This window comes from Streptomyces sp. JLBG701 (genome assembly GCF_058544905.1).
In genome coordinates, this window is sequence record NZ_CM178588.1 from 6317893 (window position 1) to 6331712 (window position 13820).

The 13820-nt window shown below is 69.5% G+C and carries 14 protein-coding genes; 12 read left to right on the forward strand and 2 right to left on the reverse strand.

The features are described 5' to 3' along the window. Nucleotides 1-80: 80 nt before the first annotated feature. Nucleotides 81-1436, reverse strand: a complete 1356-nt coding sequence (locus AC5DRG_RS29280; protein ID WP_491802434.1) for an aspartate aminotransferase family protein — start codon at nucleotides 1434-1436, stop codon at nucleotides 81-83. Nucleotides 1437-1616: 180 nt separating this feature from the next. Between AC5DRG_RS29280 and AC5DRG_RS29285 the strand changes: the two genes are divergently transcribed. The 4 genes from AC5DRG_RS29285 (at nucleotide 1617) to AC5DRG_RS29300 (ending at nucleotide 7729) form a co-directional block, all read left to right on the forward strand. After that, entirely contained in the window at nucleotides 1617-2414 is a 798-nt protein-coding gene (locus AC5DRG_RS29285; RefSeq protein WP_491802435.1) for a hypothetical protein, read from the forward strand. Between the two features lie 130 nt (nucleotides 2415-2544). Then, entirely contained in the window at nucleotides 2545-4539 is a 1995-nt protein-coding gene (locus AC5DRG_RS29290) for a serine/threonine-protein kinase (RefSeq protein ID WP_491802436.1), read from the forward strand. Between the two features lie 168 nt (nucleotides 4540-4707). Then, the gene (locus tag AC5DRG_RS29295; protein WP_491802437.1) at nucleotides 4708-6261 is read left to right on the forward strand and encodes a substrate-binding domain-containing protein; all 1554 of its coding nucleotides are present in this window, start codon (nucleotides 4708-4710) and stop codon (nucleotides 6259-6261) included. 46 nt (nucleotides 6262-6307) lie between these two features. Next, the gene (locus AC5DRG_RS29300; protein WP_491802438.1) at nucleotides 6308-7729 is read left to right on the forward strand and encodes a M20/M25/M40 family metallo-hydrolase; all 1422 of its coding nucleotides are present in this window, start codon (nucleotides 6308-6310) and stop codon (nucleotides 7727-7729) included. 351 nt (nucleotides 7730-8080) lie between these two features. Here the strand turns inward: AC5DRG_RS29300 and AC5DRG_RS29305 are convergent, their stop codons facing one another. After that, nucleotides 8081-8833, reverse strand: coding sequence for an SLATT domain-containing protein (locus AC5DRG_RS29305; protein ID WP_491802439.1), 753 nt, complete (start codon nucleotides 8831-8833; stop codon nucleotides 8081-8083). A 298-nt stretch (nucleotides 8834-9131) separates the two neighbouring features. Here AC5DRG_RS29305 and AC5DRG_RS29310 point away from each other — a divergent pair, with 298 nt between their 5' ends. The 8 genes from AC5DRG_RS29310 to AC5DRG_RS29345 all read left to right on the forward strand — a co-directional run bounded on the left by AC5DRG_RS29310 (nucleotide 9132) and on the right by AC5DRG_RS29345 (nucleotide 13529). After that, on the forward strand, nucleotides 9132-9479 hold the full coding sequence (locus tag AC5DRG_RS29310; RefSeq protein WP_491802440.1) for a YbaB/EbfC family nucleoid-associated protein: 348 nt from the start codon (nucleotides 9132-9134) through the stop codon (nucleotides 9477-9479). Nucleotides 9480-9576: 97 nt separating this feature from the next. Beyond that, nucleotides 9577-10176, forward strand: coding sequence for a recombination mediator RecR (gene recR / locus AC5DRG_RS29315; RefSeq protein ID WP_356133870.1), 600 nt, complete (start codon nucleotides 9577-9579; stop codon nucleotides 10174-10176). Further along, complete coding sequence (locus AC5DRG_RS29320; protein ID WP_491802441.1) at nucleotides 10169-10828, forward strand: DUF5063 domain-containing protein; 660 nt, start codon at nucleotides 10169-10171, stop codon at nucleotides 10826-10828. Before recR ends, AC5DRG_RS29320 begins: the two co-directional genes overlap by 8 nt. A 94-nt stretch (nucleotides 10829-10922) precedes the next feature. Continuing rightward, nucleotides 10923-11309: a type II toxin-antitoxin system RelE/ParE family toxin gene (locus AC5DRG_RS29325; RefSeq protein ID WP_491802442.1), complete on the forward strand. Its 387-nt coding sequence runs from the start codon at nucleotides 10923-10925 to the stop codon at nucleotides 11307-11309. Then, entirely contained in the window at nucleotides 11306-11638 is a 333-nt protein-coding gene (locus AC5DRG_RS29330) for a helix-turn-helix domain-containing protein (protein ID WP_491802443.1), read from the forward strand. Before AC5DRG_RS29325 ends, AC5DRG_RS29330 begins: the two co-directional genes overlap by 4 nt. A 122-nt stretch (nucleotides 11639-11760) precedes the next feature. Beyond that, a complete protein-coding gene (locus tag AC5DRG_RS29335) occupies nucleotides 11761-12012 on the forward strand; it encodes a trypco2 family protein (RefSeq protein WP_491802444.1) in 252 nt (83 codons plus the stop codon). 514 nt (nucleotides 12013-12526) lie between these two features. Further along, complete coding sequence (locus tag AC5DRG_RS29340) at nucleotides 12527-13345, forward strand: helix-turn-helix domain-containing protein (RefSeq protein ID WP_491802445.1); 819 nt, start codon at nucleotides 12527-12529, stop codon at nucleotides 13343-13345. Next, entirely contained in the window at nucleotides 13338-13529 is a 192-nt protein-coding gene (locus AC5DRG_RS29345) for a DUF397 domain-containing protein (RefSeq protein WP_491802446.1), read from the forward strand. Before AC5DRG_RS29340 ends, AC5DRG_RS29345 begins: the two co-directional genes overlap by 8 nt. Nucleotides 13530-13820: the final 291 nt, after the last annotated feature.

Genomic DNA, 13820 nt, shown 5'->3' on the forward strand with positions numbered 1-13820 from the left:
GTAGATGTCTACGAGCACGCCACCTTACGCGTTCGGATTCCCGGTCCGCCGAGGTGAGTGCGGCAACAGCCGTTTACTGCCTACTCGGTGTGCTCGTCCGCCACAGACAGTGCGATGTCGAGCGCGGCCAGCCCCTCCTTCAGCTCCGCCTCGCTCACGTTGCAGGGCGGCACGACATGGGTGCGGTTCATGTTGATGAAGGGCCACAGGCCCTGCTTCTTCGCGGCGGCGCCGAAGGCGACCATCGCCGCGTTCGCCTCACCGGCCGCGTTGTACGGCACCAGCGGCTCGCGCGTCTCCTTGTTCTTGACGAGGTCCAGCGCCCAGAACATGCCGACGCCGCGCACCTCGCCGACGGAGGGGTGGCGCTCGGCGAGCTCACGCAGGGCGGGCCCGACGACGGTGGCGCCGAGGTGCGCCGCGTTCTCCACGACACCCTCCTCGGCCATGACATTGAGCGTGGCGACGGCTGCGGCACAGGCCAGCGGGTGCCCGGAGTACGTCAGCCCGCCCGGGTACGCCCGCTTGCCGAAGGTCTCCGCGATCGCGCCCGAGATGGCGACACCGCCGAGCGGCACGTATCCGGAGTTCACGCCCTTGGCGAAGGTCATCAGGTCCGGGGTGACGTCGAACAGGTCGGCCGCGAACCACTCACCGGTCCGCCCGAACCCGGCCATCACCTCGTCGAGGATGAAGACGATCCCGTACTTGTCGCAGATCTCACGCACACCGGCGAGGTAGCCCGGCGGCGGGACCATGATCCCGGCGGTGCCCGGAATGGTCTCCAGGATGATCGCGGCGACGCTCGCGGGCCCCTCGAAGGCGATCGTCGTCTCCAGGTGCTCAAGCGCCCGGGCGCACTCCTGCTCCTCGGTCTCCGCGTAGAAGCGGGAGCGGTAGAGGTAGGGCGCCCAGAAGTGCACGACACCGGCGGTGCCGCTGTCGGAGGGCCAGCGGCGCGGGTCGCCGGTGAGGTTGATCGCCTGCTGCGTACCGCCGTGGTACGAGCGGTACGCCGCCAGCACCTTCGGGCGCCCGGTGTGCAGCCGGGCCATCCGCACCGCGTGCTCGACGGCGTCCGCGCCGGCGTTGGTGAAGAAGATCTTGTCCAGGTCACCGGGCGTCCGCTCGGCGATCAGCCGCGCCGCCTCCGAACGCGCCTCGACGGCGAAGGCGGGCGCGAAGGTCGTCATCTTCGCGGCCTGCTCCTGGATCGCCGCGACGACCTTCGGGTGCTGGTAGCCGATGTTCGTGTAGACGAGCCCGCTGGTGAAGTCCAGGTACCGCTTGCCGTCGTAGTCCCAGAAGTAGGACCCCTCCGCGCCGGCGACGGCGAGCGGGTCGATGAGCTCCTGCGCGGACCAGGAGTGGAACACATGCGCACGGTCCGCGGCCTTGACGGCGGCGCCGGCCTGGGGGTTGGGCTGAGGGGTCATGCGGGTGAGCGTAAATGTCCGCGATACGGAAGGGGAATCGGCGTCCTGTCTGTGGTCGGGGGGTTTCCGCGACAGGTTGTCGCGTGCCGGGGACGGACGGTCCGCTCCATCCCTACTCTCGGAGGAGGTCCTCGGGGGAGGGTCTCATCGGGGGTGGGTATGAAAAGGATCACCGCTGACATGCGGTCATACATGAACTCGGGTAACTGCCCGCGTTGCGGTCGGGAGATCCTCAACTTTGCCTATGCGTTCGTCAACGACGAACTGGGACTGTCCGCGTACGCCACTGGCCTGACGTTCGCGCAGAGGTTGCGGCTGGCGCCGAGCAGCGCCCCGGTGACGTTCACGTCGCCCAACACCTTCACCTGCCTTTTCTGCAGGGAGCACTGGCAGATCCGAGAGGAGGGCCCGCAGGTCCTGGCCGCCAGACTGCAACTGGGCACCGCGACCTCGCAGCTCTTCTCCACGTCCCTCGGTGCTGCCGCCCCGTCCACCCCGCCCACCCTGTCTCCGGCTCAGTTCAGCCTCTCCACCGTCGAGGAATCGGATCGCGCCGAACTCCTCGTGCGCACCGACCACAGGACCATGACCAACAACAGCTCGGCCAAGGTGACCGACTCCGACCAGTTCTCCTGCGAATGGGTCCGCTCGGTCACGGTCGAGGACCGCAGGGCGACCATCGCGGGAACCGAAGGGCGCCTGACCTTCGCCGGACTCGCCACCCTGGGCAGGACGCTGGCGAACGAACTCAGAGCCATGTACGCCGTGACCAGCCAGACGACACTGCGCCGGACCAGGACCATCGCGGTCGAGGTTCCACCCCACTCGGTGATCGAGATCGAGGCGGCCTGGAAGCTGATCCGGCAGCGCGGCATCGGCCACTTCCCCGCTCAAGGCGGTGTGTGCGTCGATCTTCCCTTCGAGGTGGACATCGACCTGGCGCTCGTGTGGACGACGCGCAACGCCTCCGGCCGCTGACGAGACCGGCCCTCCTGTTACGGAACCGTGGACACCGCTCCGCCCGGCTCGTCGTGTCCCCGCACTATTCTCGTTCTGGGTCTGTCGCACAGCGGCGTATCGGGGGATTTCGGGGGGAGGCGGCGCTGCCATGGAGAAACTGGGGGCGGCCGATCCGCAGCGGATCGGGGCGTACCGGCTGCTGGCGCGGCTCGGGGCCGGTGGGATGGGGCAGGTGTATCTGGCCCGGTCGGACCGGGGGCGGACCGTCGCCGTCAAGCTGGTGCGTGAGGAGCTGGCCGCGCAGGAGGAGTTCCGCGGGCGGTTCCGGCAGGAGGTCCAGGCCGCCCGGCGGGTCGGCGGGTACTGGACGGCGCCGGTGCTGGACGCGGACACCGAGGCCGCCGTGCCGTGGGTCGCCACCGGGTATGTCGCCGGGCCCAGCCTCCAGCAGGTCGTCGGGCACGACCACGGGCCGCTGCCCGAACGCTCGGTACGGATCCTCGCGGCCGGGCTCGCCCACGCCCTCCAGGACATCCACGCCGCCGGGATAGTCCACCGCGACCTCAAGCCGTCCAACGTGCTCGTCACCATCGACGGCCCCCGCGTCATCGACTTCGGGATCGCCCGCGCGCTGGAGACCCAGGCCGGCGACGGCCTCACCCGCACCGGTTCGCTGGTCGGCTCGCCCGGCTTCATGGCACCCGAGCAGGTACGCGGCGACCGGATCACGCCCGCCTGCGACGTCTTCTGCCTGGGCTCCGTGCTGGCCTACGCGGCGACGGGCGCGCTGCCCTTCGGCGCCGCCAACAGCGGTGTGCACGCCCTGATGTTCCGCATCGCCCAGGAGGAACCCGACCTCACGGGCGTCCCCGAGGGCATCGCCGACCTCGTCCGCGAGTGCCTGCGCAAGGACCCGGCCGCCCGCCCGCCCCTGGACCGGATCCTGGAACGCACGGGCGCGGAGGACACGGTCGCCGACGGCCGCTCACGGGACCCTTGGCTGCCGAGCGCGCTGGTGGCCCAACTCGGGCGCCACGCGGTGCGGTTGCTGGACGCGGAGGATCCGGAGGGGCCGGTTGGGGTGGGGGGATCGGCGGGCCCGGGAGGATCGGGAGGGTCGGCGGGTTCGGGAGGACGGGCGGGTTCGGCTGGATCGGTGGGCTCGGGGGGTTCGCCCGAGCACGCGCCCGCCGCCGATGAGTCCACCCCGGCACCCATCCCGGCTCAGGCTCCCGCTCCCGCCCCCTCTCCGGATCCGGTCTCGCCACCGCCCGGCACCCCACAGAGCCAGCTCCCGACGGTGGTCGCCGGACAGACCCCTCCGCCGCCACCCACCCCGGCCGCTCCGCCCCCCTCCCATCCGGCGTACGGCTATCCGCAGCAGCACCCGCAGCCCCCCGCCTACGGCTATCCACCGCAGCCCGGCACCCCGGCGCCGCAGAACCCGTACAACCCCTACAACCCGTACAGCGGCGGCGGCCTCGGGCCCACCACGCCCCACGGCCCGCCCCCGCCCGGGTCCACGACGCTGCCCTACGGCGCCCTCGCCCCCGTACCCCCTCAGGAACCGCAGCGTCGCAGCGGGCGTTCCACGGCGGTCCTCGTCATCGTCGCCCTCGTGGTCGCGCTCGCCGCCGGGGGCTCGGTCTACGCGCTGATGAACAGTGACGGCAGCGACGACAAGGCGGGCGGCGACGCTTCCGCGTCCGCGAGCACGAGTGGCGCGCCCACGACGCCGGGCCCGACCACCGGCGAACCGTCGGCGTCCGCGTCGATGTCGGCCGCCGCGGACGGCGCGATCCCGGCCGCGTTCCTCGGCACGTGGACCGCGTCCATCGACAACGACAACGGCCACAGCACCCGCCAACTGACCATCCAGCAGGGCGAGGTGGGCGACACGGTCATGTCCCTCATCGCCGAGGGGCCCACCGCGAACGGCACCTATCGCTGCGTGTTCGAGGCCGAGCTGACCGGACAGCCGGGCGCGGAGGGGCCGTTGGAGGTCGGCCCGTCCGTCGTCACCTCCGGCGAGCCGATCTCCGCGTGCACTCCCGGCGAGGCGACGGAGATCAGCCTCCTGCCGGACGGGAGCCTCCAGCGACTGAACACGGGCAACGGGGACAGCCTGACGTACACCCGGTAGTAGTAACGATCAGCAACCTCCTATCCGCCAACTGACCAGCGCCGCAACGCCATTTGACGGCTGTTGAACGTACGGCGAACTTCAGCGGACGAGACCGGAATGTCCCCGTCGGCACACGTACCGTGACCCCACACAAAATGACTCCGGGGAGCGGCGGGGGCACCCACAGTGGAGTGGCTGAGCGCAGAGAACTTCGTGGCCGTGGGCACGGCCATCCTGGGCGTCGTCGCGTCCGGCGTGATGGTCTGGTACGAACGCCGGGTGCCACGCCGTAAGCGGATCGGCTACCGCGTCCAGATGGACAACCCGATAGGCGACGACGTACGCCTCGGCCGGCTCAACGTACGGCTCGGCCTCTTCGACGAGGCCCCGGACATGTCCGACGCGACCCTGGTCCTGCTGCGCATCGAGAACGACGGCTCGCAGAGCATCGGCGACAACGACTACACGGGCCGCGAACTCCACGGCCTGACAGCGGTGTTCACCGATCGCACCATCCGCGGAGTCTCGGTCACCCAGCCGCCCGAGACCGACCACCTCATGGAGCACTTCACCCCGGCCGCCGGCTTCGGCTACGAGGGCAACACCCTGCGCATCCCCCGCGTCCCGCTGAACCAGGGCGACCACTTCAAGGTCCTGGTGCTCCTGTCCGGCGGCGACGTGGGCAGCGAGATACGGCTGCGCGGCGGCCTGCGGGACGGCGAGGTGCACCCCAACCGCAGCGCGACCCCGGACGACAAGCCGCCCCTGTTCAGCCGGGCCGCCCGGAACATCACCGTCATGCTCACGGCCAGCGTGGTCGTACTGGCGTGGCTCGTCGTCGCCAACGACGACACCCCGCCCCCGATCGTCTGCGCGAGCGGCTCCCTGACCATCACCGGCTCGACGGCTTTCGCGCCCGTGATGGAGGAGGTCGCGGGCAAGTACGAGAAGGCCTGCGAGGGTTCGTCGATCACGGTGGACCCGCACGGCTCGACGGCGGGCGTGCGGGAACTCGCCGAGGCCGGCGCCGCGTCGAAGAAGGGCTCGCCGCCGGTCATCGCCCTCTCCGACGGCCCCAAGCAGTACGGCCTGCCCGAACTGCGAGGCAACCGGGTGGCGATATCGGTGTTCGCCCTCGTCGTTAACGACGGCGTAGACGTGAAGAACCTCTCCCTTGAGGATCTGCGAAGCTTGTACCGGGGCGAGATCACGAACTGGAAGGAGTTGGGCGGCCCGGACCTGGCCGTCCACCTGGTCAGCCGCGACGCCAACTCCGGGACGAGACAGGTCTTCCAGCGAAGAGTCCTGGGCCGGGGCGAGATCGCCAACTCCTCGGTCGACTGCGTCCACAAGGACGACGCGACGGCACCGGTCATCCGCTGCGAACTCGACTCCACGGACCAGGTGTTGTCGACGGTGGCGAGACTCCGCGGCGCGATCGGCTACAGCGAACTCAACGCGGCCGCCCGGGCAAAGGGCCTCCACCGCCTCAACCTCGATCGCCACACCCCCTCCGTGGAGGCCATCGAGGACGGGACGAGCGCGTACCCGTACCGCGAGATCGAGTACGCCTACACCTACGGCCAGCCCCCGGCGGACTCCCTCTCATCGAGCTTCCTGACGTACTTGGTCCGCGGCGACGGCCAGCAGGTGATCCGCACCCACGGCCATCTGCCGTGCTACACGCCGGAGGGCATGAAGCTGTGCGCGGATGACGCGCTGCCGACCAACTCGCCCTGAGCCGGGCCCTCTTGCCTGCGTCTGGCATGTGCACGACGATGACGGCATGAGCCCCAACCTCACCCCCAGCCCCAGCAGAAGGTCGGTCCTCACGGCGACCGCGACGGCGGCGAGCGCGGTGGCGCTGGGCGCGGCGGCGGGCACCGCACAGGCGTCACCGTCGAGCCCCCGCCCCCCGGCGACGGCACAGCAGCCGAGCAGTGAACTCCGCAAGCTGCTGAGGGAGTTGGACGAGAAGCGAGTTGAGGCGACGATCCGCAAGCTGGTCTCCTTCGGAACCCGCCACACCCTCTCCTCCCAGGACGACCCGACGCGAGGCATAGGCGCGGCCCGGGACTGGATAGCGGCGGAGCTGCGTTCGTACGCGTCCCGGTCCGAAGGCCGGATGACGGTGGAGCTCCAGTCGTACATCCAGGAACCGGCGACCCGCATCCCGGTGGCGACCCGCATCACGAGCGTGGTGGCGACGCTGAGGGGTTCGGTGACCCCGGACCGCGTGTACGTCGTATCGGGCCACTACGACTCCCGGGTCACGGACGTCATGGACGCCACCTCGGACGCCCCGGGCGCGGACGACGACGCGTCGGGCGTGGCGGTGGCGATGGAGCTGGCCAGGGTGATGGCGACCCGCCGGCCGGCCGCGACGATCGTGTTCGCGGCGGTGGCGGGGGAAGAGCAGGGCCTGTACGGGGCGGCGTACATGGCGCAGCAGTTCAAGTCGGCGGGCGCGGACGTCCAGGGCATGTTCACCAACGACATCGTCGGCAGCCCGAAGGCGGACGACGGCACGGTGGACCCGTACACGATCCGCCTGTTCACAGAGGGCGTCCCCTCGTCGGAAACGGCGGAACAGGCGGCGATCCGCCGCTCGGTAGGCGGCGAGAACGACTCGGCGACCCGCCAACTGGCCCGCTTCGTAAGGGACGTGGCGGACAACGACGCCACGGGCATGCACGTCCGCGTGATCTACCGCCGGGACCGCTACCGCCGAGGCGGCGACCACATCCCCTTTCTGGAACGCGGCTACCCGGCCGCCCGCTACACAGAACCGACCGAGGACTACGCCCACCAGCACCAGGACGTACGCGTCGACGACACAGGCAAGCAGTACGGGGACCTGCCGGAGTTCTGCGACTTCCCGTACATCACGCGGGTGGCCAAGGTGAACGCGGCGACGATATGGACGCTGGCGCAAGCACCGGGAACCCCGAAGGGGGCGAAGATCGTGACGTCGACCCTCACGAACTCAACCCAGCTGGTGTGGACCCGGGGCCCGGAACCCGACCTGACGGGCTACGAAATCGTCTGGCGAGAAACAACGGCCCCGGAGTGGACCCACGTAATCGCCGCGGGCGACGTGACGACATACGAGGTGGACCTGTCGAAGGACAACGTGTTCTTCGGGGTGCGAGCGGTGAACGGGGCGGGGTTGCGGAGCCCGGTGGCGTTTCCGGACCCGCAGGTGTAGCGGTCCCGTCCCTGGGGGCTGCGCCCCCAGACCCCCGCTCCGGCCCTGAACGGGCCTTGTCCTCAATCGCCGGACGGGCTGGGATTGCCTGGACCGGCGCTGAAAAGTCCCGGCAAGATCCAGCCCGTCTCGCAAGATCCAGCCCGTCTCGCAAATTCCAGCCCGCCCGCACAATCCAGCCTGGTCCTCACAATTTCAGCCCGCCCGTACATTCCACCCCGGCCGGCAAAAATCCAGCCCCTCCGGCGTTTGAGGAGCGGGGGTCCAGGGGGCAGAGCCCCCTGGGGACGGGGTCGAAGGGGCGGCAGCCCCTGGTGATGGGACGGGTAGGGGCGGCGGGGGCGAAGAAACTCACCGCGGCTCCGGCGGCCGCTGCCGAGGCATGTTAGGCCGGGCATTCGCCCCCGGCGGCGTAGAAAACCGCCCCTGAGGGCCACCAACATCCGCCCGCCCCCCAGCCGGCACCGCCGCCTGAATCCCCAACGGCGCCGCCCCCATCCGGAACTCCACCATCCAGTCGGCCGTCTCCGTCCGCACCAGCTCCGTCACATCCTCCGAAAACCGCCGAAGCACGCCGAGACACCGCTCGGCAGCCTCACTCGCGGTCCCCTCCGTCGGCCCCAGAACCTCCCGCACACTCTCCGAAGCCCAGTCGAACTGGAGCACCTGAAGCCGCCGCTGAACCGCCTGCGCGGTAGCCACGTCCCTTATCCACCCGGAGGTCACGCCAAAAAACCGATCCCCGGCCACACAAGCCACCCCGAGCAGCAGCGCGAGATACCCCCAGGCGGCCGCCCCGCCCACAACCCCCGCAAGGTCGAGCAGAGGCAACGCGGTCCCGCACACGGCCCCGACAGCCGCCCCCACCCGCAGCCCCCGAGCCCCCCGCCGCTTCCACACCCGGTCCGCGAGATACCAGGCCGAAGTCTCCAGAGCCCCCCGCTCCACCCACCGGTACAGCTCGTCGAGCCGCTCGGCGGGCTCGCCCCAGTCCCCGAGCGGAAACTCCCGCCCGGCCAGATCACCCGGCCTCAGCCCCGCCCCGCCCTCGCCACCCCGCCCGTCCTGAGGCGGACCCTCGGGCTGCATCTCCGGCTGACCCACCCGGCACTCCCTACTGATCACGGCTCACTGATCACAGTGTGTGACGCCGCGTATGGCGTATTACGTATGGCGCCTGCGTGACGCCTGATGCCGACGCTCCGGAACCTTCCTACCGCCCAATGGGTGGCGAAGTCCCCGGTTTCGTCTCTTTTTCGCCCGGAAGAGGGCCTTGATCAGGTATGGGCGTCACGGGCGTCTCACTCGAAAGAGTGCTGGAGCGACGGCTGCGAGGACCACGTAGGCTCGTGCCAAGCGGGAAAGAACCTCGCCTGGACAGCCGTACGAAACGGAGCTGATCGTGATCCCCGGTGGTGGCCAGCCCAACATGCAGCAGCTGCTCCAGCAGGCCCAGAAGATGCAGCAGGACCTGGCGCGGGCGCAGGAGGAACTGGCGCAGACAGAGGTCGACGGCCAGGCCGGCGGCGGCCTCGTCCGGGCGACCGTGACCGGCGCCGGCGAGCTCAGGGCGCTGAAGATCGACCCGAAGGCGGTGGACCCGGATGACACGGAGACCCTCGCCGACCTGATCGTGGCGGCCGTACAGGCGGCGACGGAGAACGCGCAGACGCTCCAGCAGCAGAAGCTGGGCCCGCTGGCCCAGGGCCTTGGTGGCGGCGGCAGCGGCATCCCGGGCCTGCCGTTCTGACGTTCGCATCACGCGCCCCCCGTACCGCCTTCCTCAGGCGGGTGGTGGCCAACTACGGTACGTACATACGTACCGAAGACCCAGGAAGGGCAGGCCGTTGTACGAAGGCGTGGTCCAGGACCTCATCGACGAACTGGGGCGGCTCCCCGGCGTCGGTCCCAAGAGCGCGCAGCGGATCGCCTTCCACATCCTCCAGGCGGAACCGACGGACGTACGGCGCCTCGCGCAGTGCCTGATGGAAGTCAAGGCGAAGGTCCGCTTCTGCGCGACCTGCGGCAACGTCGCGCAGGAGGAGCTGTGCAACATCTGCCGCGACCCGCGCCGCGACCTGTCGGTGATCTGCGTGGTGGAGGAGCCGAAGGACGTGGTCGCGGTGGAGCGCACCCGCGAGTTCCGAGGCAAGTACCACGTCCTGGGCGGAGCGATCAGCCCGATCGAGGGTGTGGGCCCGGACGACCTGCGTATACGAGAACTTCTCGCGCGGTTGGCCGACGGGACGGTCACGGAGCTGATCCTGGCCACCGACCCGAACCTGGAAGGCGAGGCCACGGCCACGTACCTCGCCCGCATGATCAAGCCCATGGGCCTCAAGGTCACCCGCCTGGCCAGCGGCCTCCCGGTGGGCGGCGACCTGGAATACGCGGACGAGGTGACCCTCGGGCGCGCCTTCGAGGGGAGACGACTCCTAGATGTCTGACGCCACGCTGCACGACACGACGCAGGACCCGGACGACTTCGCGGTCCAGATCGCGGACCAGGTGGAGAGCTTCCTGGTCGCCGTCACCGAGGTCGCGAAGGGCGAGGACCCCGACTCGGCGGTCCCCTTCCTCCTCCTGGAGGTCTCCCAGCTCCTCCTGGCCGGCGGCCGCCTCGGCGCGCACGAGGACATCGTCCCCGACGAGCGCTACGAGCCCGACCTGGGCCCGGAGCCGGACGTGGACGACATCCGCGAGCGCCTCGCGGCGATGCTGGAGCCGGTGGACGTCTACTCGGAGGTCTTCGACCCCTACGAGCCCCGCAAGCCCCCGGTCCCGGCCCGCATCTCCGACGACCTGGCCGACGTCATCACCGACCTCCGCCACGGCTGGGCCCACTACCGCGCGGGCCGCACCACGGAGGCCCTGTGGTGGTGGCAGTTCTCGTACTTCTCCAACTGGGGCTCGACGGCGTCGGCGACGCTGCGTGCGCTGCAGTCCGTGGTGGCCCACGTCCGCTTGAACCAGCCCCTGGAGGAACTGGACGGCTTGGACACGGACCAGTCCGTGGGCGACGACACGCTTGAGTTCGAGGCGGGCGAGGTCATGGCGGAGGAGATCGCGGGGCCGCTGGGGCTGCGGACGGTGCAGTAAGAAAGTTTGGCGGGGTACGTACCTGCTCACTCGTTGAGCTGAAGATATAAGGATTTCCTTCTGCGTCTCTGCGTCGTACGCTGGGATGCGGAGTATGAACTGGGAGATCAACCTCCATGCATCGGTGGAGTCCTGGCTGCTCAAACTGGCGGAGGAGGACCCGGTGTCGGCGGACCTCGTCGAAGCGGCAGTCGACATGCTGGCGGAGAGCGGTCCCGCGCTGGGGCGTCCGCTCGTCGACCGGCTTTCCGGCTGCCGCACGCACAACCTCAAGGAACTGCGGCCGGGTAGCGCAGGGAGCACCGAGATTCGGATCCTGTTCGTCTTCGACCCCAAGCGGGAGGCGATCCTGCTGGTGGTCGGGGACAAGTCCGGCCGTTGGAGGGACTGGTACCGCGAGGCGGTCCCCCTCGCCGAGGCCCGGTACGACGAGTATCTGGCCGCCGCAGACGAGGCAGGAGAGGACGGGAAGGCCCGATGAGCCAGTACAGCAGCTGGGCTGAGACCAAGCGGCGGATGCGGGAGAGTCGGCCCGAGGTGTCCGACGCCGAGTGGGAGGCCCGCAAGCAGGCGGCGCGTACGGCGACCGAGGCGTATGTGGTGGGCCACCACCTCCGGGAGATCCGCGAGGAGCAAGGCCTGACGCAGACTCAGGTGGCCGCCTCGGTGGGGATTACCCAGGCCCGCGTCTCCCAGATCGAGCGGGGCGAGATCCACAACCTGGAGACGATGCGTACGTACGCGGAGGCGCTCGGGGCGAGGATCACGGTGACCATCGAGTACGGGGACCGGACGGTCGGCGCGGCCTGAGCGGCGGCGGGATCGCGGATGGGGCCGTATGACGTGGGGCGCGGCGAGTACGCTGCGCCCCACAGCGCGTGTGCGGGGGATTTCGTACGGCGGATCTCGTACGGGGATGAAGGGGGCGCCCGATGGCCGACGAGGCGTGGGCTGGGCTGGCCGAGGCGATCGGGGCGATCCGGGCGGAGCTTCAGCAGGCGGCGCGGGACGGGGCGGGTCAGGAGATCCAGTTCCGGACGGGCCCGGTGGAGATCGAGTTCGCCGTGGACGTGAAGAAGGACGGGGAAGCACGGGCGAAGGTCCCCGAATGTCTTCGGGTGTTGGGTGAGGACCATCCGACGACAAGGATTGTCCGCAAGAACTTGTTGATCGTGCGTGGGTAAGACGTGTGATCTACAAACTGCCAGCACCCATAACCGCCCGCAACCGCCCCGCCTCCACAAACGGCGCCATAACCGTAGGCTCGCTGTGCCACCGCAACGGCCACGTGTTCCCGTCCGGCACCGGAATCCTGATGTACGTGACCGTACGAGGACTCCGGCTCCGAGCCCCGCTGAACCGCTGCACCCCCAACGGCCACTCCCGCCCCCTCGTCGCCCCCGGCGCCACCAGGAAGTACCTCTAGCGGAACCCGACCGCCTCGCACACCACCGGCCCCGCGTCCCCGTCAGTCGCCTCGACGAGGTCGGCGGCGACTTGCTCTCCCCGCACCCCCTTGGATACGGACCGCGTCGAAGTAGACGCCGGGTACGCAGAGTTGGTGACCAGCCGGCGGAATCCACTCAGGCCGGTAGTGGGGAATTGCGTTCGTCATGGTCACACAGCTGCGCCCGTGAGGCTACGCTCGGTAGTGACCGAGGTCTTGAACGCCGGGGTGTCCCTGTCGGAGGTGGCGCTATGCCGAGTCCGTACAACTCCAACTCCCAGTCGCCCGCGTCTTGGCGCTACAGCGGCGACCAGATGAAACGCTGGCGCACGAAGGCGGACGTCAGCCGGGAGAAACTCGCCTCGGCCGCCAACTACTCCCCGGACACCATCGCGTCCATGGAGCGCGGCGTACGCAGGCCGACGCCACGCGCGCTCGACGTGGCGGACGAAATGTGCGGTGCGGAAGGCATGTTGAGCGCGGCCAAGGAGTTCCTGGACCGGGAGCGGTATTCGCCACGTGCGCAGGACCTCATGGATCGGGAGAAGGAGGCCACCAGCATCTGGTGGTACGAAAGCTCGCTCGTGCCGGGGCTGTTGCAGACCAAGGGGTACGCCCGTTCCCTCATCGACAACCGCATCCCGCCCCTGGACGAGGAGACGGTGGAGGAGCGCATCGCGGGCCGCATGGAGCGGCAGTCCATCCTCACCGAACGGAAACCGCCGGTCGGCCTGAGCTTCGTCCTCTACGAGGCCGTGCTGCGCGCCCCGCAGGTGGACGGCGAACAACTGCGCCACCTGCTGGACGTGGGGCGGCTGCGGAACGTCGTGTTGCAGGTGCTCCCCTTCGAACGCGCCATCCCTGCCGCACTCATGGGCCCCATGCTGCTGCTGGAGACCCACGACCACGAGCGTTTCGCCTTCATGGAGGGGCAGTTCGCCAGCGAATTGTCGGCCGATCCGGGGGTTGTCAGCAGGGTCACGGAGCGGCTTAGCATGATCCGGACGCAGGCTCTCGGACCCGACGAGTCGGCCCGTTTCATCGAGCGGATGGTGGACAGCCGTGAGTGACCAGCTGAAGTGGTTCAAGTCGAGCTACAGCGACGACGAGGGCGGCGCCTGCGTCGAAGTCGCGTTCTCCGCCCGCATCCACATCCGCGACTCCAAGGTCCCCTCCGGCCCCGAACTCCACATCCCCGCCCCCGCCTGGACGGCGTTCCTCTCCGACGTTTCCGCAGTTCAGCCCGGAGCTTGAGCCTCGGGCTTCGAGCTCTTCCCTTGGGTTTCCTGGGTTTTGGGAATGGGTGAAATCCAACCCAACCAACCAAGCCTGCACGTGAGTTGAGGCACCGTCACTCGAACGGGTGACGTTCCGTGATCGGCTTGCGCCGGAAGGTAAAGCCACTCTAGGTTCGCGGCAAACAAGCAAATAATTCGGCCCCGGTCGGTGCTACCAACACCGGCTCCGGGGCCTAGACCTACAGATCGAATGCGAGCTTCGACCGTGGCTTACGCCAACCTTAGCCCTGCCCTGCCGTCCCCGTCG